Source organism: Salinithrix halophila (assembly GCF_042650125.1).
Taxonomy (GTDB): domain Bacteria; phylum Bacillota; class Bacilli; order Thermoactinomycetales; family DSM-45169; genus Salinithrix; species Salinithrix halophila.
In genome coordinates, this window is the sequence record NZ_JBHSAP010000007.1 from 774,041 (window position 1) to 796,732 (window position 22,692).

The 22,692-nt window shown below is 51.9% G+C and carries 21 protein-coding genes and 2 pseudogenes; 10 read left to right on the forward strand and 13 right to left on the reverse strand.

Features of this window, described 5'->3' with window-relative positions; genetic code table 11:
- Positions 1–15: 15 nt before the first annotated feature.
- The 4 genes from ACFOUO_RS05935 to ACFOUO_RS05950 form a co-directional block, all read right to left on the reverse strand.
- Entirely contained in the window at positions 16–996 is a 981-nt protein-coding gene (locus tag ACFOUO_RS05935) for an alpha-ketoacid dehydrogenase subunit beta (RefSeq protein ID WP_380703133.1), read from the reverse strand.
- 2 nt (positions 997–998) lie between these two features.
- On the reverse strand, positions 999–2,072 hold the full coding sequence (gene pdhA / locus ACFOUO_RS05940) for a pyruvate dehydrogenase (acetyl-transferring) E1 component subunit alpha (RefSeq protein ID WP_380703285.1): 1,074 nt from the start codon (positions 2,070–2,072) through the stop codon (positions 999–1,001).
- A 443-nt stretch (positions 2,073–2,515) separates the two neighbouring features.
- Positions 2,516–3,397, reverse strand: coding sequence for a DUF6612 family protein (locus ACFOUO_RS05945; RefSeq protein WP_380703135.1), 882 nt, complete (start codon positions 3,395–3,397; stop codon positions 2,516–2,518).
- 205 nt (positions 3,398–3,602) lie between these two features.
- Entirely contained in the window at positions 3,603–4,037 is a 435-nt protein-coding gene (locus tag ACFOUO_RS05950) for a ferritin-like domain-containing protein (protein ID WP_380703137.1), read from the reverse strand.
- Positions 4,038–4,238: 201 nt separating this feature from the next.
- Here ACFOUO_RS05950 and ACFOUO_RS05955 point away from each other — a divergent pair, with 201 nt between their 5' ends.
- Positions 4,239–5,252 (forward strand): TIGR01212 family radical SAM protein, encoded by a 1,014-nt coding sequence (locus ACFOUO_RS05955; protein WP_380703139.1) that lies wholly within the window; start codon positions 4,239–4,241, stop codon positions 5,250–5,252.
- Complete coding sequence (locus ACFOUO_RS05960; RefSeq protein ID WP_380703140.1) at positions 5,249–5,821, forward strand: class I SAM-dependent methyltransferase; 573 nt, start codon at positions 5,249–5,251, stop codon at positions 5,819–5,821. Before ACFOUO_RS05955 ends, ACFOUO_RS05960 begins: the two co-directional genes overlap by 4 nt.
- A 356-nt stretch (positions 5,822–6,177) precedes the next feature.
- Here ACFOUO_RS05960 and nadE read toward each other — a convergent pair whose 3' ends face one another.
- The 4 genes from nadE to ACFOUO_RS05980 form a co-directional block, all read right to left on the reverse strand.
- Complete coding sequence (nadE, locus tag ACFOUO_RS05965; protein ID WP_380703142.1) at positions 6,178–7,005, reverse strand: ammonia-dependent NAD(+) synthetase; 828 nt, start codon at positions 7,003–7,005, stop codon at positions 6,178–6,180.
- A 109-nt stretch (positions 7,006–7,114) separates the two neighbouring features.
- Entirely contained in the window at positions 7,115–8,725 is a 1,611-nt protein-coding gene (locus tag ACFOUO_RS05970) for a protein kinase domain-containing protein (RefSeq protein WP_380703144.1), read from the reverse strand.
- Positions 8,726–8,914: 189 nt separating this feature from the next.
- The gene (locus tag ACFOUO_RS05975; protein WP_380703147.1) at positions 8,915–10,510 is read right to left on the reverse strand and encodes a protein kinase domain-containing protein; all 1,596 of its coding nucleotides are present in this window, start codon (positions 10,508–10,510) and stop codon (positions 8,915–8,917) included.
- 223 nt (positions 10,511–10,733) lie between these two features.
- A complete protein-coding gene (locus ACFOUO_RS05980) occupies positions 10,734–11,117 on the reverse strand; it encodes a S1 RNA-binding domain-containing protein (protein ID WP_380703149.1) in 384 nt (127 codons plus the stop codon).
- Positions 11,118–11,334: 217 nt separating this feature from the next.
- Between ACFOUO_RS05980 and pckA the strand changes: the two genes are divergently transcribed.
- The 6 genes and pseudogenes from pckA to udk all read left to right on the forward strand — a co-directional run bounded on the left by pckA (position 11,335) and on the right by udk (position 16,223).
- Positions 11,335–12,915: a phosphoenolpyruvate carboxykinase (ATP) gene (gene pckA, locus ACFOUO_RS05985; protein WP_380703151.1), complete on the forward strand. Its 1,581-nt coding sequence runs from the start codon at positions 11,335–11,337 to the stop codon at positions 12,913–12,915.
- A gap of 252 nt (positions 12,916–13,167) precedes the next feature.
- Positions 13,168–13,650, forward strand: coding sequence for a hypothetical protein (locus ACFOUO_RS05990; RefSeq protein ID WP_380703153.1), 483 nt, complete (start codon positions 13,168–13,170; stop codon positions 13,648–13,650).
- 142 nt (positions 13,651–13,792) lie between these two features.
- Positions 13,793–14,152, forward strand: a pseudogene (locus tag ACFOUO_RS05995) (general stress protein); the annotation flags it as partial.
- A 42-nt stretch (positions 14,153–14,194) separates the two neighbouring features.
- Complete coding sequence (locus ACFOUO_RS06000; RefSeq protein ID WP_380703287.1) at positions 14,195–14,458, forward strand: YjzC family protein; 264 nt, start codon at positions 14,195–14,197, stop codon at positions 14,456–14,458.
- Positions 14,459–14,602: 144 nt separating this feature from the next.
- Positions 14,603–15,358: pseudogene (locus tag ACFOUO_RS06005) on the forward strand (SDR family oxidoreductase); the annotation flags it as partial.
- A gap of 238 nt (positions 15,359–15,596) precedes the next feature.
- A complete protein-coding gene (udk, locus tag ACFOUO_RS06010) occupies positions 15,597–16,223 on the forward strand; it encodes a uridine kinase (RefSeq protein ID WP_380703289.1) in 627 nt (208 codons plus the stop codon).
- Between the two features lie 292 nt (positions 16,224–16,515).
- Here the strand turns inward: udk and ACFOUO_RS06015 are convergent, their stop codons facing one another.
- A complete protein-coding gene (locus tag ACFOUO_RS06015; protein WP_380703154.1) occupies positions 16,516–17,448 on the reverse strand; it encodes a ketopantoate reductase family protein in 933 nt (310 codons plus the stop codon).
- Positions 17,449–17,602: 154 nt separating this feature from the next.
- Here ACFOUO_RS06015 and ACFOUO_RS06020 point away from each other — a divergent pair, with 154 nt between their 5' ends.
- Positions 17,603–18,478: a GNAT family N-acetyltransferase gene (locus ACFOUO_RS06020; protein ID WP_380703156.1), complete on the forward strand. Its 876-nt coding sequence runs from the start codon at positions 17,603–17,605 to the stop codon at positions 18,476–18,478.
- 106 nt (positions 18,479–18,584) lie between these two features.
- Here the strand turns inward: ACFOUO_RS06020 and ACFOUO_RS06025 are convergent, their stop codons facing one another.
- The 4 genes from ACFOUO_RS06025 to ACFOUO_RS06040 form a co-directional block, all read right to left on the reverse strand.
- Entirely contained in the window at positions 18,585–19,001 is a 417-nt protein-coding gene (locus ACFOUO_RS06025; protein WP_380703158.1) for a hypothetical protein, read from the reverse strand.
- A 221-nt stretch (positions 19,002–19,222) separates the two neighbouring features.
- Positions 19,223–19,609: a glycine cleavage system protein GcvH gene (gene gcvH / locus ACFOUO_RS06030; protein WP_380703160.1), complete on the reverse strand. Its 387-nt coding sequence runs from the start codon at positions 19,607–19,609 to the stop codon at positions 19,223–19,225.
- Positions 19,610–19,623: 14 nt separating this feature from the next.
- On the reverse strand, positions 19,624–20,076 hold the full coding sequence (locus ACFOUO_RS06035; RefSeq protein ID WP_380703162.1) for a redoxin domain-containing protein: 453 nt from the start codon (positions 20,074–20,076) through the stop codon (positions 19,624–19,626).
- Between the two features lie 135 nt (positions 20,077–20,211).
- Positions 20,212–20,751 (reverse strand): peroxiredoxin, encoded by a 540-nt coding sequence (locus tag ACFOUO_RS06040; protein ID WP_380703164.1) that lies wholly within the window; start codon positions 20,749–20,751, stop codon positions 20,212–20,214.
- Positions 20,752–21,070: 319 nt separating this feature from the next.
- Here ACFOUO_RS06040 and ACFOUO_RS06045 point away from each other — a divergent pair, with 319 nt between their 5' ends.
- Positions 21,071–22,675 (forward strand): bifunctional metallophosphatase/5'-nucleotidase, encoded by a 1,605-nt coding sequence (locus ACFOUO_RS06045; protein ID WP_380703166.1) that lies wholly within the window; start codon positions 21,071–21,073, stop codon positions 22,673–22,675.
- The last annotated feature ends 17 nt before the right edge of the window (positions 22,676–22,692 follow it).

A 22,692-nucleotide genomic window follows, 5' to 3' on the forward strand; every position in this document is an offset into this window, starting at 1 on the left:
AGATTGGATATCCGATCAAAAGTCGAGTGTTTTATAGATCCCGGCGCAGACTCGTTCCACTGAGGGTAAGTATTCATCTTCGATCGCGGTCAGCGGGTACGGAGTATCAAAGCCGGTCACACGGACCACCGGGGCCTCCAGAGAAAGGATCGCTTCTTCGTTGATGCGTGCAGTCAGCTCTGCACCAACACCGCCGGTCTGAGGGGCTTCGTGGATGACCACGGCCCGATGGGTCTTCTTCACGGAGCCGATGATCGTCTCCAGATCGAAGGGAGAGATCGTCCGAAGGTCAATGACTTCCGCTTTCACACCGCGTTCTTTTTCTGCCTGAGCAGCCGCCTTTTCCGCCACATGAACCATGGAACCATAGGCAATCAGCGTGACGTCGGATCCTTCTTTGACCACATTAGCTTTACCCAGGGGAACCGTATAGGCTTCCTCCGGTACATCCGCCTTGATGGAGCGATACAGTTTCATCGGTTCATAGAAGATCACCGGATCCTCATCGCGGATAGCGGAGATCAGAAGCCCTTTCGCATCGTAGGGGTTGGAGGGAACAACCACCTTTACCCCCGGGCTGTGCATGAAGAGGGCTTCCAGGCTGTCAGAGTGCATTTCCGGCGTCTTCACACCGCCGCCATAAGGGATGCGAATCGTGATTGGAGCCGTAAATCGACCGCCGGAACGCATCCGGATTCGCGCAGCCTGTGTGGCGATTTGATCCATGCACTCGTAAACAAAACCGGCAAACTGGATTTCGGGTACCGGGCGGAAGCCGTGGTTTGCCAGGCCAATCGCCGCTCCGATGATGGCGGATTCAGCGAGGGGGGTATCGAAAGAGCGTTTTTCGCCGAAATTCTGATACAAATCGGCAGTCGCCCGGAACACGCCACCATTGACCCCTACGTCTTCACCGAGTACGATCACATTTTCATCTTGTTCCATCTCCGCGCGGAGACCATCGTTGATAGCTTTAATTAACGTCATGGTGGCCATGATTATTTGCCCTCCTTCCAGGAGAGGTATTCATCTTTTTGTTTTTTGAGGATTGCCGGCGTTTCAGCGTAGAGATCGTCGATCAGTTCGGAGACTGTTCCCTTCGGCGCTTTCTCTACCTTCTTGATCGCTTCGTTCATTTCGTTGAGGACTTCTTCTTTCACGCGCTCTTCCTCTTCATCGGACCACAGGTTCTTCGAATCCAGGTATTGGCGAAGACGCTTGAGAGGATCTTTCTTAGAAGTCCATCCTTCTTCCTCTTCCTTGGTCCGATACCGACCCGGATCGTCGCCAGCCATGGTGTGGGGGCCGACGCGGTATGTGACGGCTTCGATGAGAGTCGGGCCTTCTCCTTTACGGGCACGGTCGGCAGCATCCTTGGTCGCCTGGTAGACAGCCAGTGCATCATTACCGTCGACACGGATACCGGCGATGCCATAGGCCACAGCTTTCTGAGCGATCGTCTCTGCCCGCGTCTGCTTATGGAAGGGCACACTGATGGCGTATTGGTTGTTCTGACAGAAGAAAATAGAATTGGCGTCATAGACACCGGCAAAATTGAGACCTTCGTGGAAATCCCCTTCGGAGGTGGCCCCATCACCAAAGAAAGCGATTGCCACATGATCCTCCTCTCTCAGCCGGAACGCCCAGCCAGACCCGGCACAATGGAGGACATGAGCGGCGATGATAATCTGCGGTGGGTAAGCATTCACGTCATCTGGTGTCTTCATCCCCGTGATCTGGCCGCGGGAATTCAGGAAGACATTCTCCATCGGAAGGCCGTGATACATCGCGGTTCCTACATCCCGATAGCTGGGGTACAGCATATCGCTCTTCTTCAGGGCTGCCATGGAAGCGATCTGACATGCTTCCTGACCGGCCATCGGTGCATAAAAACCGAGCCGCCCCTGGCGGTTCAGCTTGATCGCACGTCCGTCGAAGGTACGGATGCGCAACATCCAACTGTAGATGTCCTTCAGCTCGTCGTCGGAAAGGTCAGGTGCCTTTTGATCATTGACGATTTCGCCGTTTTCGTTCAGGATTTGGAACATTTCCGTTCCCTGTTTTAACTCCATCACTTTAGGCACGATGGATACACCTCACTTCTTTGGTGGTCCCTTTCGGGCGGGAAGGCCAGGCAGTGGTTTCCATTCCGTTAGACTTCTCTTTTCTGGCACAAGACATGCGAAAAGCGGGCAAATCGCCCCGAAGTCCCTTTCGAAAAACTCCAATTGAAACACTACCCGACCTGACCTTGCAAAAAACCTGTCGAACAAAGCAGCGACCAACCAATCCTGCTTGTATCTGGTGTCTTTTTTCTGTCTCTTCCACCTGTGACAACAGGTTTACAACTGAAATGATACACCTCGGAATTTTATCCGTCAACACTTTGGAAATACCGAGCTAAATGCAATAATACAGCATTGAAACAGAAGAGAAGAATATAATGGTACAGATGTTTTTGCAGGGTAAAAACCCCGTCCTTTCAAGGACGGGGTTTTTGGAACGGGTTAATGCATCACATTTCCTCAGCTTTGCTTTTTACCTCTTTCGGGACCGTAATCGTCCCCTCAAACTTACCGGCATCCTTCATTTGCATCGTCTGTTCTACTTCAATGCTGCCTTTATCCTTAATCAGGATTTCCATGAAGGTAACCTGATTAATTTTTTTCTGTTTGAAGGTTTTTTTGTCGATCAGGACGCTTTGGGAAAAATGAGTGATCTTGATGTCCTTAGAATTAATTGGCAATCCACTTTGCTGGAATTGGGGTTCCAGGCTGGCTTTCATCTGCTTCACCAAGTCATTCATGACTTTTTTCATGTCCTCGCCTTTCAGATCCATCTTCAGTAGGAAGCCATCAGATTGTTCCTTCATCGATATCGGGCCAGCTTCCTTGCCACCTGTCAGTTTATCCAATACTTTCTGAAATTGCTTTACGGATTCTGAAGGTTGTTGAACCTGGCCCGCACCCTGCACGGCTTCCATGCCTGTGGCTTTCGATTTCAACCATTTCTCGGGTCCTGCTTTCTGGTAAAGAGTGTTATCCACGAGGTACATCTCCACCGGAAGCTTTTGCTCCTCCGTCTTCATGGTCCCCTTCATATGCATGGATGGGGGATCGTTTAGGTAATCCATTTTCATGCCGTAGTTCATGGCAATGTTCTCTTCGTCTCCGTTCACCTTTACCGTAAACATCTGATTTCCGTTCATGTCATAACTGATACCCTTTTCTTCCTGGCTCTTCTTTTCTACTTGGGCGATTACTTCACCGACCGTCCAGTCCTTTTTTTCCTCGGGGTTGGCTTCCTTATTGTCGGAACCGGCTCCGGTCAGACTGCCGCATGCTACGAGGCCAAGCGATAGAAGGGCGATAAACGTAAAAGATAAGAGCTTTTTCACCATAAGAAACCCCTTTCGGTAATCGATTCATTCAGTCATACGGGCAAATTGCTGCATGGTTACACCGAACTAGGAAATCTTTTGTCGAAATTCCCTGTCTGTCCAGTGTATCACCCCTTTCCGACAGCGGCTATACCTTTCCGTGAACAGAAAAAACGAGGGAGGCCGTATTGGATACGACCTCCCTCGGATAAGGGTATTCATTTCAGGAAAGACGGGGATCTTTCAGCAGGCGTTGCATTTCTTCCTTGTGATTCGATTCGTCAGCCACCATGCCTTCCAGTTCAATCTTGAGGCCGTGCTGACCAGCTGCTTCGGCCTGTTCGATCCGTTTGATATAACGCTTGATCGTTGCGTCCTCTTCAGCAATGGCGTATTCCAGCATGCCCCTTACATCACTCGCTTGTTTCACTTCGGCTGGTTTGACGACAGGGGTACCTCCCAATGAAGCAATCTTTTCAGAAAGGTAGCTGGCGTGTTTCATTTCATCCTGAATTTCCCCTTCAAAAAAACTTTTCAGCATGGGACGAGCTAAGCCTGAAACCGTCGCTGCGTTATAGGTGTAAGTGATGGCAGCGGCATATTCGTAAGCGAGGTCCTCGTTCAGTCCGTCGATCAAGGTTTTAATGTCTTGTTCCATCGAGAAATCGACTCCTTTCATTGTTAGGGAATCGCCTTCTGAACTAGTATTGGATTTCCCGAAAGGCAAAGAATCAAACATGGGATTCAATCTGCCCTCCCTCCTTCGACGCTCGCTTTCATCCCCATAAATGGATTTAGGGGTTTTCTCGTCGCAATGATATAATAGGGGGTGAACTTGCAGTGAAAAGGATGGATATCCATGAATGCCAATCAACCGCAAGCGATCCCTCTCCTCTGGGGGGAGAAGCGGTATCATACTTGGAATCACCATCTCCGAAGCACTTTCGGAGAGAAGATCTTTAAAGTTCCGCTAGACGGCGGCTTCTCATGTCCAAACCGGGACGGCACTATTGGTAAAGTCGGGGGATGTACCTTCTGCAGTCCCCTCGGTTCCGGGGATTTTGCCGGTCGACGCCGGGATGACCTGGTGGAGCAGTTCAACAAGGTGAAGGAACGGATGCACCGGAAATGGCCGAAGGCAAAGTATATCGGTTATTTCCAGGCCTTCAGTAACACTTACGCACCTGCTGAGGAGCTGCGTCCCATGTATGAAGTGATTATGAAACAACCCGGTGTCGTCGGACTCTCCATCGCCACCCGTCCCGATTGTCTCCCCGATGAGGTTTTAGATCTCCTCGAAGAGATCAACCAACGGACCTATCTGTGGGTGGAACTGGGCCTGCAAACGATCCATGAGTCTACTTCCGATCTGATCAATCGGGCCCATGACTACGCTTGCTTCCTGGATGCTGTAACCAAGCTTCGTGCCCGGGGCATCCGGGTCTGCGCTCACATCATCTTCGGCCTTCCCCAGGAAACCACGGAGATGATGCTGGAAACGGCTCGTGCCTGTGCCGCCATGGACATTCAGGGAATCAAGATCCATTCTCTCCACCTTCTGAAAAAAACGCAGATGGTGAAGCAGTACAAGGAAGGACTTCTTCAATTCCTCGACCGGGAAACTTATGTCAACCTGGTAGTGGATACGTTGGAAATGCTTCATCCCTCGGTCATCATCCATCGGGTCACCGGCGATGGCCCCCCCGACCTGATGATCGGACCCTTGTGGAGTACGAAAAAGTGGGAGTCTCTCCACGCCATCGACAGTGAGCTGAAACACCGGGCTTCTTGGCAGGGGAAACAGTGGAACCCATCCATGACCACCCCCCTGCCTGTGCGTACCGGACCTGTGGGGAGGACCTCTGTCGGATGAACCTCTCTTCTATCCTCTCCTTCACCAAAGCCTGGGTGAAGGAGTCTTTATTTGAAGGGGCGGTTGCCGTTGATGCCACCGTCGGCAACGGAAACGATACCCTGTTTCTGGCGAAAGCGGTGGGAGCTAAAGGTCGGGTTTTCGGCTTCGACATTCAGGCACAGGCCCTGAACCAAACCCGCTCTCTCCTCATCGAAGCCGGTGTAGAAAGCCGAGTTTCTCTCTTTCAGCGAGGCCACCACCGCCTGGCGGAAACCCTTGCCGAGACAAATGTGCCATCCGTTCAAGCAGTAATGTTTAATTTGGGCTACCTCCCGCAAGGAGACCCCTCCATCACTACACTCCCGGAAACCACCCTTACCGCCGTCGACCAATCGCTCAACCTAATAGCTACGGGAGGAACACTCACCCTTGTTCTTTATACCGGTCACCCCGGCGGAGAAGAGGAAGCCTCCGCCGTTTTGGAGCGCCTCACTACCCTGGATCCCCGTTTCTTCGATTCGGCCCATTACCGCCTCCTCAACCGGAATCGTGCTCCCTCGCTTGTTATTGTGAGGAAAAAAAAATAGTCGAAAGCTCGAAAACCCCTGCTCCGTTTGGTGGAAGCAGGGGTTTTTTGATACGAGAGAAACAAAAAAGGCCCTTGCGGGCCCTAAGGTTGTTGACAAACCCCACAGAAGAGGGGCGAGCCGGATTTCCGACTCCGCGCCAGATGTTCCTCCCGCAGATGTTAGGTCTGTCCGCTCCGTATCCTCCGGCTTCAACCATCGGCCAAAGGAAAAGCGTGTGTGGCCGAAAAACGGTTGAAGCTTCCGGACACTCCACTGGGTTGTCGGGCTAACAGGCGCTTCACCGGAAACCGGCTCACCTTTTTGTGCAGAAGGACTTTGTCAGCAGTTTCAAGCCCCTTGTGGGCCTTATTCCCTCACTCGGTCCACCAGTCATCCAACACGGATACCGGAACCGTCCGCTTATGGCGGGTGGCAAGAAACCTCCCCTCAATCTTGCGGACGGCTTCTTTACCGACTTCTTTTCCTTCCAGATAGTCGTCGATCTCTTCATAGGTGAGCTCTAGTTCCGCCTCATCCGCCTGCCCTGGATTTTCATCCAATAGATCGGCGGTAGGGAGCTTTTGGTAAATGGCCGGTTCTGCTCCCAGATGCTTTAGGAGTTCTTTCCCCTGCCGCTTATTAAGGCCGAAAAGGGGAACCAGATCGGCGCCTCCGTCGCCATATTTGGTGAAAAAGCCGGTCACTGCCTCAGCGGCATGGTCCGTTCCCACCACAAGCAGGCCGTATTGGCCAGCTACGTTATACTGGGCTATCATCCGTTCCCGGGCTTTGGCGTTCCCCTTCACGTAATCGGACAACGGTTCTCCCGTGCCTTCCCGGAAGGCTTTCACGGAGGCGTCCACCGCTTCCTTAATGTTAACAGTAAGGGTTCGGTCCGGCGCGATGAAACGGAGGGCTCGCTGAGCGTCTTCCTCGTCCTTCTGCACACCATAGGGAAGACGCATGGCAATAAAGGTATAATTCCCACCCGTCTCCTGCCGAAGCTCCTCTACCGCCATTTGAGAAAGGCGACCAGCAAGGGAAGAATCCTGTCCACCGGAAATCCCTAACACCAATCCGTTGGCCCCAGTCCGCTTCAGATACCCTTTGATGAAGTCGATTCGTTTCCGGGTTTCCCCATCCCGGTCGATAGTAGGCTGAACGCCCATCTCTTCGATGATTTCCCTTTGCAATCGATCCATACTCCTCCTCCTCATCCCGTTTTCGTATCCCTTTCAGTTATATCATACCCCCAGAGGGAGGACCCAGTGGCAGGGTCTGATTTCAAAACCGAACGTCTGACCTCTATGATTATCCCCCGATTTGTTCAAGGAGATATTCTGTGGCATCCACTTCCGAGTCCGAGCCGGGATCAATCCGGTAAAGGCGTATTTTTATGATGCCGTCCCCATCGGGCATATCAGAGGAAACGGGAAAAGAGACCCTGGTAAAATTCTGTCCGTCGCCGTCGACCTGTACCGGATTATTACGGCTAACCGTCTGTTTGCCGTTTCGGTCCGACAGATAGACATCATACCTGACTTGTTGCTCTGGTGGTACATTCACATCCACCTGGACATCGTAAGATCCGCCGGACCCGCTGCGCGAAAAGGAGCGAAAGCTGCTGTTATCCGCGCCGGAAGGCCGGTCTTGTTGCCAATTGTATCCTTCATTCTCCGGCTTTTCCTCCTCTGGAGGTTGGGCCGGATTTCCCTGAGCTGATTCTTCCTCCGGCTTTTTGTCCGCTTTTTCCCGATCCGGCTCCGGCTCTTCCGTTTGAATTTCTTCTTCAGGTCCCTCGCTGTCCCCGGTATCGGCTTGCTGCTGCTCCGTGACGGGATCCCGATAAGCTTCTATCGGATCGTTTCCAGCTCCCTGAATTGCATTGACAACGAATATAAACAAAAGGAGTGCTATTCCAATCGCGAACCACAACCGTTTCCTCTGCCAGGGGCGGCGGGCCCTAGACGCATTTCTGCCAGATTTCTTCATCCGGCTTGGAATGGAGCCCGAAGAGTACGAAGATTCTCCCTCGGATAATCCATACTTTGTTATTTCCGGTTCAGGTGGTATAGCGAAGGGCTGAGTTCCCTGCCAAAAGCCTGTTAGAGCCCTTTCCAGGTCTGCTTTCATTTCTTCCGCTGTCTGGTAGCGCTCATCGGTGGACTTAGCCATCGAACGGGTAATGACATGGCATAGCCCCTCGGATAGCTCCGGCTTCCAAAGACGTGGATCGGGGATCGGTTCTTGTAGGTGTTTCAGGGCGATGGCAATCGCTTCTTCCCCGTCATAGGGTAGCTTCCCCGTCACCATGTAAAAGAGAACCACACCCAAAGAGTACAGGTCGCTTTGATGGCTGATATTCCGCCCTTTCGCCTGTTCCGGAGAGAAGTAGTGAACTGAACCCATCACAAAGCCTGTCTGGGTAATCGTGGAAGCTCCGTTCAGCCGGGAAATCCCAAAATCCCCCAACTTAAACTGCCCGCCTGCCGTGGACATGATATTATGGGGCTTAATATCCCGGTGGACAATCCCCTTTTCATGGGCATGGGCAAGGCCGTCACAGATCTGGATGGTAACGGACACCGCTTCTTTCTCCGACAAAGCCCCCCGTCCTTCAATGAGATCTATCAGTGAAGCGCCCTCCATATATTCCATCACCATGTAATGGACAGAACCTTCTCTGCCTACATCATAAACGTTAACGACGTTGGAATGGGACATGATGGCAGCCGCCTTGGCTTCCCGAGCAAAACGGCGGACAAAATCCCGGTCATGGCTGAGGGATTCATTCATCACCTTCACTGCCACCTGGCGTTGGAGAAATTGATCCTGAGCCAAGTAGACGGTAGCCATCCCTCCGCCGCCTAGGCGCCGAAGGATCTCATAACGCCCTCCCAATATCTTCCCTTCCAAGGGCATCACCTTTTCTCCCTCATTATGACGTTGGAAAAAACCGATCCACGCTTCTGATTCTATCATTTTACCAGTTTTTCAAAAATGCTTTTACGTGAAGTAGGATGAAAAAGGCCTCCACGATGAGAAAACCCCGCTGGATAAAGAAATTCTACCCAGCGGGGTTTTGGATCATCTTATCATGAGGAACCCTTTTTACCCTTCGTTCATTTCCAAAACATAACTGATGATGTCCGAACGGCCAGATTCGAGGTCCTCTCGAAACAGCGTGATCTTGACCATCCCCTCTTCCCTTAGAATCCGGGGGGAATGGACGGAAAATTGGACCGGGGTGAATTCCTCTTCGGTTCCGTTGTGTGGGATTGCTTCTCTATCCAATACTTTTTCGCTCCCGTACTTATCCACCACATAGAGATTGTAAAAAACTTGACCCGGCGGTGATTTGACATCCATATTGACGGTGTAGTCCCCGCCTCTCCCTGTATGAACGAAATTACTAAAGGTATCATTGCCGTCAGTGGAGGGAGGGATTTCCTTCCGCCAGTCATGGTTACCCCCTCCCGAATTTTTCTGCTTGAGAGGTTGGGCCGGCTTCTCCCGCTCAGGTTTCTCCTCTTCTTTTTGTTCAGAGCTAGGCTTCTCTTTCTTGTCCTTGTTCTCCCTATCATCTGCCGCATAGCCTTCATGGTTCCCCGTGACCATTTGCCCGTCGGAAGCGGTGCCTCCATTGTCCTGATTTAACAGGAACCCACCGATTACCACCATTAGAAATAGGAAAGCGGCCAGCCCCCCTACTCCCCATCTCAACCGTTTCTTTTGGAAAAAGCTTGCGAACAGCCGATCCCAGCCCGGTTTTACCATGGCTCCTATGGACTTTATCCGATTATGAAGGGCTATTCGCCTCCGGCTCCCCCTCTTGTCAAGTTCCTGATCGGAGGGCGGAACGAAGGGTATTTCTCCAACACCGTCGTCTTCCAGAGCCCGCTGCAAATCCTCTTTCATCATCTCCGCAGTGCGGTACCGATCTCTAACTGACTTGGCCATGGACCGACGAATCACCCGACAGAGCCCTTCGCCCAGAGATGCGTTCCACCTCCGGGGATCGGGAACCGTTTCCTGGAGATGCTTGAGGGCGATGGCGATCGCTTCTGTCCCATCGAAGGGAAGCCTCCCCGTCACCATGTAATAGAGAACCACGCCCAGGGAGTACAAATCGCTCTGCGGGCCAACATCCCCGCCTTTCGCTTGCTCCGGAGAGAAGTAATGAACGGAGCCCATCACAAAGCCTGTTCTGGTGATCGCGGTCGCATCGGTTGGGCGGGAGATTCCGAAATCACCCACTTTGAACTGTCCGTCCGCGGTAGACATAATATTGTGGGGCTTAATGTCTCGATGGACAATTCCATGCTGATGGGCATGGGCAAGACCATTACAAATTTGGATCGCGATGGCGATCGCTTCTTCTGGCGAAAGGGATCCCCGTTCCTGAATGAGATCCATCAGCGAAGCACCTTCCATATATTCCATGATCATGTAATGAGTGGACCCGTCTTTCCCTGCATCGTAAACATTCACCACATTGGGGTGGGACATGCTGGCAGCCGCTTTGGCCTCCCGATTAAAACGGCGGACAAATTCTCCGTTATAGCCAAGGGAAGCATTCATCACTTTCACCGCTACCCGACGTTTAAGGAGCTGGTCCTGGGCCAAGTAGACGCTAGCCATTCCCCCGCCGCCAAGACGTCCAAGGATGTCATAACGTCCTCCCAATGTTTTCCCTTCCAAGGACATCACCTTTTCTCCCTCTTTAAGATACGGATCGGATCCCAAGCCATCCCGGGAATGCGAACCACACTTTATTGATTCTACCATTATAGTAGTTTTCAAAAAACTCCTTTTCCCTAACTGTCCGCTTATTCTCGGCAACTTTCCGCCTAGATGAACGACCTGAAGTTGGCCCATGCCGTATAAAAAAACACCTTCCGGGGACCGGAAGGTGTCGGTGATCTATATCTTAGCGACCCTTCTTCTGCTTGGCCGCCAACGCGCTCAGGCGTTCTTCACTGCTCTTCATCCATTTTTTCATCATATCCTCGAAGTCACCGGGTCCACCCCGACGGTCTCCACCTCGACGCCCCCGTCCTCCGCCACGCGGACGGTCATCCGTCAACGCTTTGATGGACAGAGAAATCTTCCCTGAAGAGTCGATGGAGAGCACTTTCGCCTTGATGGTATCCCCGACAGTGAGTTCGTCCTCCACCTTTTCAACGAACTTCGCGGAGATTTGAGAGATATGGACAAGACCCGTCTCTCCGGTTTCCAATTTGACGAAGGCCCCGAAGGGTTTAATGGCGACCACTTCTCCGCTCACGACGGATCCTTCCGCTAGCTGACTCATTCAAACACTCCCGAAATCATATTCATTCTGTATGAAGATACCACTTATTTTGGGTGAAGTCAATGGGGCAGGAGTCCAATATCCACTCCTCCACCCTTTTTTATCAAACATACCATTCCCCTGAAAACACGAAATGTGTTATACTTTTCCCGTCAGCTTCACCACTAACGGAACTCAATGATATGATATGTTATAACTATAGGGAAAGGATGGACCGATGAAAACCCAAGCGGATGTGAGTAACTGGATGAAGTACACACTGGAGGGTCCGGTTTACCAAAATTTATCCACTTCGCAATTGGTGGAGAAAGCCGTACAAAGGGGAGAAGGCATTCTTACCTCTTCCGGTGCATTCCGTGCACTCACCGGAAAGTACACCGGTCGTTCTCCCAAAGATAAGTTTCTAGTAAAGGAACCTTCCCTGTCAGACACCATAGATTGGGGACCGGTTAATCAGCCGATGGATCCGAACGTATTTGAAGACCTGTACGGAAAAGTTCTGGACTACCTCCGCAACCGGGATGTCTTTGTCTTTGATGGCTTTGCTGGTGCCGACAGAGAATATCGGCTACCCATCCGCGTGGTTAATGAATACGCTTGGCACAACCTCTTTACCCGACAACTCTTTATCCGCCCCGAACCCTCCGATTTAGAAGGATTCTCACCCCAGTTCACCATTATCAGCGCCCCCGGCTTGAAAGCGGATCCAGAAAGAGATGGGACGCATTCGGAAACCTTTATCGTCGTCAGCCTGGAACGCCGCGTCATTCTGATCGGGGGAACCCAATACGCGGGGGAAATAAAAAAATCCGTCTTTAGTGTCATGAACTATCTTCTCCCGGATCGCGACGTTCTCCCGATGCATTGTTCCGCCAACATGGGAGGCGATGGAAGCACCGCCTTGTTCTTTGGCTTGTCCGGCACCGGGAAAACCACGCTGTCCGCCGATCCCGGTCGCAGCCTCATCGGCGATGACGAACACGGCTGGTCGGATAACGGCATCTTTAACATCGAAGGCGGTTGTTATGCCAAATGCATTGGCCTTTCCCGGGAAAAGGAACCCCAAATTTGGAATGCGATCCGTTTTGGTGCCGTCCTGGAAAACGTCGCCGTCGATGACCAGCGGACTCCCCTTTTTGATGACACCTTGTTAACAGAAAATACCCGAGCCGCCTATCCCATCGAGCACATCCCCGGTGCCCGTATCCCCGGTGTTGGCGGCCATCCGGATGTTATCCTCTTCCTGACCGCCGACGCCTTCGGTGTCCTGCCCCCAATTGCCCGCCTTACTTCGGAACAGGCGATGTACCACTTCCTGTCCGGCTATACCAGCAAGTTGGCAGGAACTGAACGGGGGGTTACCAAACCGGAAGCCACCTTCTCGACTTGCTTTGGTGCACCTTTCTTACCTCGGCCAGCAAGGATCTACGCGGAAATGCTGGGGAAAAAGATTGAGCGTCACCATGCCCGCGTCTATTTGGTCAACACCGGATGGTCCGGCGGACCCTACGGAACAGGCAGCCGGATGAAACTGGTACACACCCGAGCATTGGTGAAAGCCGCCTTGGACGGCAGTCTAGAAGAGGCGGCCTTTTCCCCAGATCCAGCTTTCGGGCTTCAGGTTCCCAACTATTGTCCCGACGTCCCGGTGGAACTTCTTCTTCCCCGAAACACCTGGTCCGACCCTTCCGCCTATGACAACAAAGCGAAGGAGCTCGCTCATCGTTTCCAGGAGAACTTCACAAAATTCACCCATATCAGCGAAGCAATCCGGAACGCCGGACCTCAGGCAAAGTAACGTTACGCCTGGGAATATGCTAACGGAAACCGCACAGAAATCTGTGCGGTTTCGTTATGACCGTTTGATAGGGAAAAATGGCTCTTCCTACATACACAAGAACCCTGGTTTAGCATCGGTCGATTAGGGAATGAATTTGGTCCATAAGGATTCATTGCTTTCAAACAAACCTTAGAATCTCTACCCTTTTTGGGGGGAGACTTTCAAAGGTTTGTTTTTATGATCAAACAAAAATAGAAAGGCGGGGATTTGTTGTTTGACTGGACAGATCTCGGTACGTTCTTCCTAGCGTTTTTCGTCGTGCTCCCCCTGGTCACCTTGATTCACGGGCTAGGCCACCTCTTTTTTGCTTGGCTTTTCGGGGCGAAAAACGCCCGGATTATCGTCGGATGCGGATCAGTCCTGGGGCGGTTGGGAATGGTTGAAATCCGGAAGATTTACTTCTGGTACGGAACCTGCGATTTTGAAGACTTGCCCACCCCCCGCCGCCACAAAGCCCTATGGATTTATCTAGGCGGAGCGCTTTTCAACCTTTTGAGTATCGTGCTGCTGAATACCTTGATCTGGACAGGAATTCTGGGAACCCATAACGCCTTTTATCAGTTCGCCTACTTTTCCTTCTACTATGCTTTTTTCGCTTTGGTTCCAATCGAGTATCCCGATGGAGAACCCAGCGACGGTCAAGCCGTGCTGGATTGGTACCGAAAAGGTAAACTGAAAAGAATAAAAAGCTGAAAAAAGCGCCCCCATCCCCATGCTAAATCCTTATCCAAAAGCAGAAAAAAAGATGAATTTTATCTTTCTAGCAAAAAGGCGTTTAAAGCCAAAAGAACCGTGATAAGTGAATACTAGAAAACAAAGAGGGGAGAGATTAAGGATGGCAAAAAACGATCGTAAAAAGAGGATGAGCCTGGAAGAAGCCGGGCGCAAAGGCGGAGAGAAAACCTCCGAGACTCACGATAAGGAGTTTTACCACAATATTGGGCAAAAAGGCGGGGAAACCGTTTCCCAAGAACGAGGCAAAGAGTTCTATCAGGACATCGGACAAAAAGGTGGGGAAACCACCTCTCAAGAGCATGACAAGGAGTTTTACCAGAATATTGGGCAAAAGGGCGGGGAAACCGTTTCCCAAGAACGAGGCAAAGAGTTCTATCAGGACATCGGACAAAAAGGCGGGGAAACCACCTCTCAAGAGCATGACAAGGAGTTTTACCAGAATATTGGGCAAAAGGGCGGGGAAACCGTTTCCCAAGAACGAGGCAAAGAGTTCTATCAGGACATCGGACAAAAAGGTGGGGAAAAAAGAGCCTCCCAGCGAAGCAACCCTGCAACAGGGAGTGGGAGTTCCGGAAGGAACTCCGGATCGGAACGGTTTAAAACCGGGGAAAAAGCCCCCGAAACGGCTAAGTATGAACTGGCCGGTTTGGTCCATGACACCTCAAAGTCAGCACAAGGTGAAGAGACCATTAAACTTGAGAAAAATGAACAGTTTCCACCGGATCCCGCCAGTAATGAAGCGGCGTATTGGGTGAAAGCTTCTTGAGATCAAATTTGGGTTAACTGAATCCTCACGAGATCCTGGGAATAGCCTGCGAATGCAGGCTATTCCAAAGTTAAGGACTACAACCCAGCAGGAGGGTTACCATGGCTTCTGAAAAGGACACTCTTCAACCTCCACAGAAACAGAAGCGGAAAGCTTAAGGATAAGGTCGCTCTGATTACAGGCGGAGATAGCGGCATTGGCCGAGCGGTAGCTGTTGCTTTTGCGAAAGAGGGAGCGGATATCGCCATCGTCTACCTCGACGAACATGATGATGCAGAAGAAACCCAATCCCTTGTGAAACAGGAAGGACGCCAATGTCTCTTGTTGGCCGGAGATGTGGGAAAAGAAGAGTTCTGCCAAGATGCGGTTAAACAAACCGTAGAGGAATTGGGAAAGCTCAATATTCTAGTCAACAATGCAGCGGAACAACATCCCGATGAAGAAGGGTTGAAAAACATCGATGCAAAGCAACTCCAGCGTACCTTTCAAACCAATATCTACTCGGTGTTTTATCTAACCCGGGCGGCACTGCCCTATCTCCAGGCAGGTGACAGCATTATTAACACCACTTCGGTGGTTGCCTACCGAGGGAACCCTTTGTTAATCGACTATTCTGCTACAAAGGGAGCAATCGTTTCCTTTACTCGCTCCCTGTCCCAATCCCTCGTCTCCCAAGGAATTCGGGTGAATGGAGTGGCGCCCGGGCCCATATGGACTCCGCTCATTCCCGCGACATTCTCAAAGAATCATGTGGAACACTTTGGCAAGGAAACTCCGATGGGACGTCCAGGGGAACCCGCTGAAGTGGCCCCCAGTTACGTTTTTCTGGCTTCCACCGACTCCAGCTACATTACGGGGCAAGTCATTCACCCCAACGGCGGGGATGTGATTAACGGTTGACACTCTGTCATAGGCCGGGGATTCTGGGAACACCCGTCTATCGATAGGTTAGAGTCCAAGCCCACTGAAGCCATGCAAATAGACATGATTTCAAAACGGCTTTCCGCTGGAGGGCCTATTTTTTTTGTCTTTGGAGGAAAATAAGGTTTGCTGTAGGGTTTGCCTTGAAAAAATCCCCTTAAATTGCTATCATCAGCGGAGGTTTATTGTACCTATCCCAGCGGAGAGACAGGAAGGAATCATCCCCATGAAAAGACCGATTATCATTGGTGTGGCCGGCGGAAGCGGATCAGGAAAAACAACCGTCGCCCGCAATATCTGCGAGCGTTTTTCCGATTCGGTGGCTCTGATCGAACAGGATGCCTACTATAAGGATCAATCCCACCTTCCGATGGAAGAACGGGTGAAGACCAATTATGATCACCCTCTCGCCTTTGACAACGATTTGTTGATCGAACACTTGAAAAAGCTCCTCCGGCAGGAGCCGATCCAAAAACCAACCTACGACTACTCCATCCACACCCGCGCTTCCGAGAGTGTCACCATTTTCCCCAAGGATGTCATCATCCTGGAAGGAATCCTCATCCTGGAGGATGAGCATCTGCGTGAACTGATGGACATTAAGGTGTTTGTCGACACCGATGCGGATGTCCGCATCCTCCGCCGGTTGGAACGGGATATGAAAAGCCGGGGTCGCACCTTGGATTCGGTCATCGAGCAGTATCTCACCGTCGTTCGCCCGATGCACCTACAGTTCATCGAACCCAGCAAACGATATGCCGACCTGATTATTCCCGAAGGCGGTTACAACCAGGTTGCCGTCAACCTGTTAATTAACCAAATCCAGACGATTATCGCCAACTAACTTTCTACAGAGGAAATTATCGCCCATGGCGAACGCGAGGAGGAACTTCTGCGGTAGGAAACTCAGCCACCTAACGGCCCAGCTGCACACCTTTTCGTCCAAACCAGTGGTAGCTAACCGGTTGGTATCTCCGGGCACTCTACGGGCAACACGTACCGTTAGGTGCCTTTTTCCATATGCATTAAAAAAACCAAAGCGAGATCCATCACCCCTAGCCTAAGCTACCTGCGCATCCTTCAGTCCTGACAAAACCCGTCTCCTTCCGTTAGGAGCCAGGTTTTTTTTGGGGCAGTTATGAACGAGCACCCTCGATGACCCGGTGGAACTCATAGGTTTTGAGGTAAGCATACACGGCCTTCAAAAGCGGGAGATCCGTACCGGCAGGGGCCATATGAATCAGGGAGCCGTGGAGGTGGTCCGCTTCCACGGCTCCCCCTTTCTCGATATCTCGCAACATGGAGGACTTCATGGTTGGTTCCAGACTCTCCAGAGTAGTGAAGACCCTCTCTGCCAACTCGACATCCAAGGCGGGCTCTTTGCTTCTGGCTACCTCGACAATCTCATCCAGTAGGCGGCGGACGGTTTCCCGACCGCCGGGAGCTGCCATCACAGGGCCGATGCTGCTGTTCATTAGGGAGGTAATCCCGCTGAACGTGGAGATAAAGGTGTACTTTTGCCACATGTCCGCCAGGATGCACTTGCTCTTTTTCACTGTCATACGGGCGCCGTCAAACACTTGGAAGAGGCGGTTGATCCGTTCCGAGTCGGATCCGTCCAGCTCCCCCATATACACATCATGTCGATGGCTGTACTGTTCGATTTCTCCCTTTTCATTTAACGTCGTTTCGATAAAACAGAGCCCGCCTACGACTTGCTCCGGTTTGAAGACTTCTTGCAGCCGGTCCAGGTGGGTAACCCCATTCAAGAGGGGAAGAATCAGCGTCTTTTCGCCCACATAGGAACGAAGATCCGCCAGAGACCGTTCAAGATGGTAGGCTTTCACACCTAACACCACGGCATCGAACGTTCCCGCGTCTTCTCCCGACGTGATTGCTTTTACCGAAGCCTTGTAGTCCCCATGGACGCTGCGGATAACCAGACCGGACTCTTCCAATTGCTGTTTCCTTCGAGGTCGGACGAGGAAAGTGACATCCTCCCCTTTCTCCAGCAGGCGTCCGCCGAAATAACCGCCGACCGCTCCCGCACCCAGTATGAGAATACGCAACCGAAGACCTCCCTTGCACCATCTCTCCCTCGGGAAAGGCTGCTTTTTTCCAACAGTCTAACACTTCCAAGGGATTCTGTCGAAAGAGCAGGAAATGACAAGGTTCCATGCCGAAGAGAAAAGTTTGACCACCCTGTGTTTGGAGGCGATCTCCTTGATTCGGATTAAACCCGTCAGCCGCTTGTCCCCCGAGGAGGGGACGGCGCTCTGGAATGAAGGGTTTCAGGGCTATGCCCTGGATATGACCCTTACTCCTGACCTATATACAGCTCGATTCGCCCTCGAAGGGCTTTCCCCATCCCTCTCCCTCGCCGCTTTCGAAGAGAACGAACCCGCCGGGTTTGTCATGAGCGGTAAACGAGAGCAAAAGGGACAACTTATCGCCTGGAATGGCGGCACCGGGATCGTCCCCCGTTTTCGCCGCCGGGGTATCGCTAGGGTCTTGATGGAAGCGGCCCTGGAACAGTACCGGAAAGAGGGTGTTTCCACCGCCCAGGTTGAAGCCATCACACAAAACGAACGGGCACTCCGCCTTTACCGGGAACTGGGATACCAGGAGACAGACCGCCTGATCACCCTGCGGTGGGAAAACCCGGATGCTCCCCCTAACTTCCCATCCGACACCGATTATTTCTGCCGGCCCGCTCCGCCAAGAGAAGCTGCCGGCCTTTCCTTCTACCGCTGGGAAGCTCCATGGCAGTGCCAGTGGTCCAACCCCGCCGGTGTGGAGGGCTGGATCGTGGAGAACGAACACCGTGAAACGGTAGGTTATGCCCTATACCGGACCGGGACGAATTCCGAGGGATACTTACAGGCTGTTACACTTCTCCAAGCGAATGTCCTTCCCGACCATCCGGACGGAGAAGGGGTGATGAAAGCAGCCCTCCGCCCCCTCTTCCTGCCCGGAAGTCTGTCCCGTTCCGCTTTTAACCTGCCCACCTCCAATGACTTTCTTCTCGGTCTGTTAAAAGAAGCCGGATTCCAACCCTTGGTTGAACAAGTCGCTTTTGCAATGGATCTGGAAGAATAAAATGCCGCACAAGGATTGAACCAAACAGCTCCCAACCTTGTAAAAGGGGAGCTGTTTGTCGTAAACAACAAAAAAACCGCCGTTTCCGGCGGGAGTCGTGAACCCTCTATTGTGCGTTTGTCTTTTGATAACGTTTAAACCGATCCCCGAGAACCTGAAGCCGGCTTTTTAACGCTCGTTCCCACTCTTTATCTTGCATCTGTTTGGCGACACCCATTAAATCGAGGGCCATGTCAATCTGCTCCCGAAGCACCGATTCCGGTTGCCCTTGTTGAAAACTGGTACAGCATTCCTTCCATTCGGCGATCATCGAATCATCGATATACTCCTTCAGATTGACTTCCCGGGCTCTATCTCCCTGAGCATATTCCATCAACAGCTCAAACTCTTCTTTCACCGCATGGTGAACTTCCACCTGATGACAGACCGGGCAATACAGCAGGGGAACATTATGCACCAATGTCGAACCTTGTCGCAACGTTCCAACCGCCCCCACCATTGCAGCCCCGCAGCAAAAACCCATGGTTTCCCCCGCCTCCCCTTTCGGAAATTTCAATCTATATCGGGTTTAGCGATGCACAAACACGTGATTTAGGTGTATTGTACCACATTCAGTCGCTGTGAAAACCCGTTTTGTTATTCTCTCTCACGTCATTCTTCGCCATGATTCGACGGGAAATCCTGCTTTTTACGCCCTCTAATTGAATAAAAAAAAACCGGCATTCGCTGCCGGTTTTCCGAGGATCAGTCTTCAGAGACCATCGCCTGATACTTGTCCGCATCCATCAATTTTTCCAGCTCCGAGGAGTCGGATACTTCAAGGACGATCATCCAGCCACCTTCATAGGGGGTTTCATTGACGTTCTCTGGGGAGTCTTCCAGGTCGCCATTCACTTCCACGACTTTTCCGCTTACAGGAGCATATAGTTCAGAGACCGTTTTAACAGATTCAACGCTCCCAAAGGGGGCGTTGGCTTCTAGTTCGTCCCCCACTTCCGGTAACTCGACGAAGACGATGTCACCCAGCTCCGACTGTGCAAAATCGGTGATCCCGATCCGTACTTTGTTGCCCCCTTCATCCTTTACCCACTCGTGTTCCTCGCTGTATCGAAGTTCTTTGGGCAGGTTCATCCAGATCCCTCCGCTTACTCGTTAGTCCCCAGGACGCGTTCCAGGGGCTTTTTCATCATCGAGAGAGCCTTTTCACCGGCAGAGCGATGGCGCAACTGGCCCTCTTCATCGAAAAGGTAGTACGCTGGAACAAATTCGTTCTCGAAGGCATCGACAATGGTATGTTGGTTGTCAATCGCCTGGGGATGGGTCATTTCGTATTTTTCGATAGTCTCTTTGACCGGACCCGCTTCTAAATCTTTCTCGGAGCGGGGCATGTGGATACCGACCACTCGGAGGCCCTTATCCTTGTATTCGTCCCGGATTTTCAGGACATCAGGCATACTCTGTTTGCACAGACCGCAACTGACAGACCAAAAGTGGATAAGAATCGGCTTACCGGCCAAATCCTCTTTGCTGACCTCGCCGTTCACCCATTCGGTAGCGCCTTTCAGCTCAGGCATTTCGGTACGTAAACGCAAAGCCATGGTGCAAGAACCTCCTCCATTGTCAACCATGCGGATACATTCTGTCCACCCTAGTATGAACCGGTCTTATCGACTTATCCCCCTGTTGAAAAAGGACCTAACGGCAAGGTTAGGCCCTTTGGATCGCCTGTCCGATCAGAGGGTTTTTTGACCCGGTTTCCAGTCGGAGGGACACAGACCCCCGGTTTGCAAGGCCTGCAGGACACGCAGGGTCTCATCTACGCTGCGGCCGACATTGTTGTCGGTCACGACTTGGTAACGGACAACCCCTTCCGGGTCGATGATGAACAGACCGCGCAGAGCAATCCCTTCGTCTTCGAGGAGGACGCCGTAGTCGCGGGCTACTTTATGGGTCGTGTCCGCACCGAGCGGGTATTTGATGTCACCCAGGCCGTTTTCATCCCGCGGGGTGTTGATCCAGGCCCGATGGGAGAACTTGCTGTCGGTGCTGACACCGATGATGTCACAGTCTAGATCTTGGAATTCCTCATAGCGGTCGGAGAGCGCCGTGATCTCCGTCGGGCAGACGAAGGTGAAATCCAATGGATAGAAGAAGAGGAGCAGCCATTTCCCTTCATAGTCGGAAAGCTTCACCTTCTCGTCCAGAGTTTCGAGGTTTTTGGTGCTTTCCATTTCGAAATTCGGTGCGGGCAATCCTACCAAACGAGTCGCCATATGATCCTTCCTCCTTGCGATGATTTCATAATCCACTTCTCTACTCTTCCCAGGCAAGCTGGGAGGTAAACATGAGAGGGGAACCCCTATGTATCCTGCACACTTATTAAAATAACATGTTCAAAATCAAAGTCAATACAAAATTGAACTGTTTACTAGGTGGGAATGATTCTCACCATGATTGACCGACGGGATGAAAAGTTTTCCTCAGAAAAAAGGAATACGGCGATTTTTGTCAAAACATTAATATTGGTTCAATCTTTGCTTCACCTTCCAGCACTATTTTGGTTTTATACAAACCGGAGAGAGGGATCGACGGATGAGAATCAAATGGAAATGGATGCGCGCCTCTCTAGGCGCCCTTTTGTGTGCTGTCGCGGTCGCCGCCCCGACGGGGGCTGTGGATGCATCGACAAAAAAACACCCTAAGCCGGTGAACGTACAACTCCTGGCGCTTAATGATTTTCACGGACAACTCAATGTCAGTAAAACCGTCAACGGAAAACCAGCTGGCCGAGCCGACTACCTAGCCTCCCATCTGAAACAGCGAGAGGCGGAAAACAAAAACACCTTAATGGTCCATGCCGGGGATATGGTGGGGGCCAGCGCCCCGGTATCGGCGTTAATGCAAGATGAGCCCACAATTGAGGTTCTGAACAAATTGGACTTCGATGTAGGTACCGTAGGCAACCATGAATTCGATGAGGGCGTTAAAGAGATGATGCGCCTCATTTACGGCGGCCGCCACGAGAAAACCGGCTACTTCAAAGGGGCCGACTTCCCTTACACCGCAGCCAATGTTGTCTCTGCCAAGACGAAATCCCCGATCCTCCCGCCCCATGTGATCAAACGGGTGAAAGGGGTACCAATCGGGTTTATCGGAGTCGTCACCAAGGAAACCCCCTCAATCGTCACCCCCGACGGGGTCAAAGGGGTAAAGTTCACGGATGAAACGAAAGCGATCAACCGTGAAGTGAAAAAGCTAAAGAAAAAAGGCGTCCGGGCGATCGTCGTCTTGGCCCATGAAGGAGGGTTCCAGGATCAGCAAACCAACCAAATGGAAGGACCCATCGTCCGGATTGCCAAAGATGTCAACGACGAAGTGGATGTCATTGTGGCAGGCCATAGCCACTCCTATCTAAACGGGACTGTAGACGGCAAACTCGTGGTGCAATCCTACAGCTCCGGCGCGGCTTTCTCCGATATCGACCTCACCCTGGACCGCCGTACACGGGATATCGTAAAGAAAAAAGCGGAAGTGGTCACCACTTTCCAAGAAGGATGGAAACCAGACCCCGCTGTGGCGGAAATCGTTTCTCGTTATGAGAAAAAAGTGGCCCCGATCATCAACGAAGAAGTCGGTACAGCGGCTAAAACCCTTACCCGGGAGCCCACCCCTGCCGGAGAATCTCCCCTCGGAAACCTGGTGGCCGATGCCCAGCGTTGGAAGATGAAAACCGACTTCGCCTTCATGAACCCCGGCGGCATTCGGTCCGATCTTGAAGCGGGCAAGGTAACTTGGGGTGACCTCTATACGATGCAGCCCTTCAACAATGACCTCGTAACGATGAAACTGACCGGAGAGCAGCTGAAACGTCTCCTCAACCAGCAATGGCAAGCTGACAGAACACGCCTCCTTCAGATTTCCGGGCTCTCCTATACCTGGGATCCCTCCCGCCCTCTCGGCGACCGTGTCACGGAGCTGAAAAAAACGGATGGCACCCCGATCACCGACGGTGAGACCTATTCCGTGACCGCCAACAGCTTCATCGCATCCGGCGGCGACGCTTTCACTGTCTTTAAAGAAGGAACGGACAAAGTGGTCGGACCGGTGGATCTGGATGCCCTGGTGGAGTATATCAAACAATTGCCTCAGCCTTTTTCTGCCGACATCGAGGGAAGAATCAAGAAAGCAGGGAACTGATCTCCCCTTGATTCCGG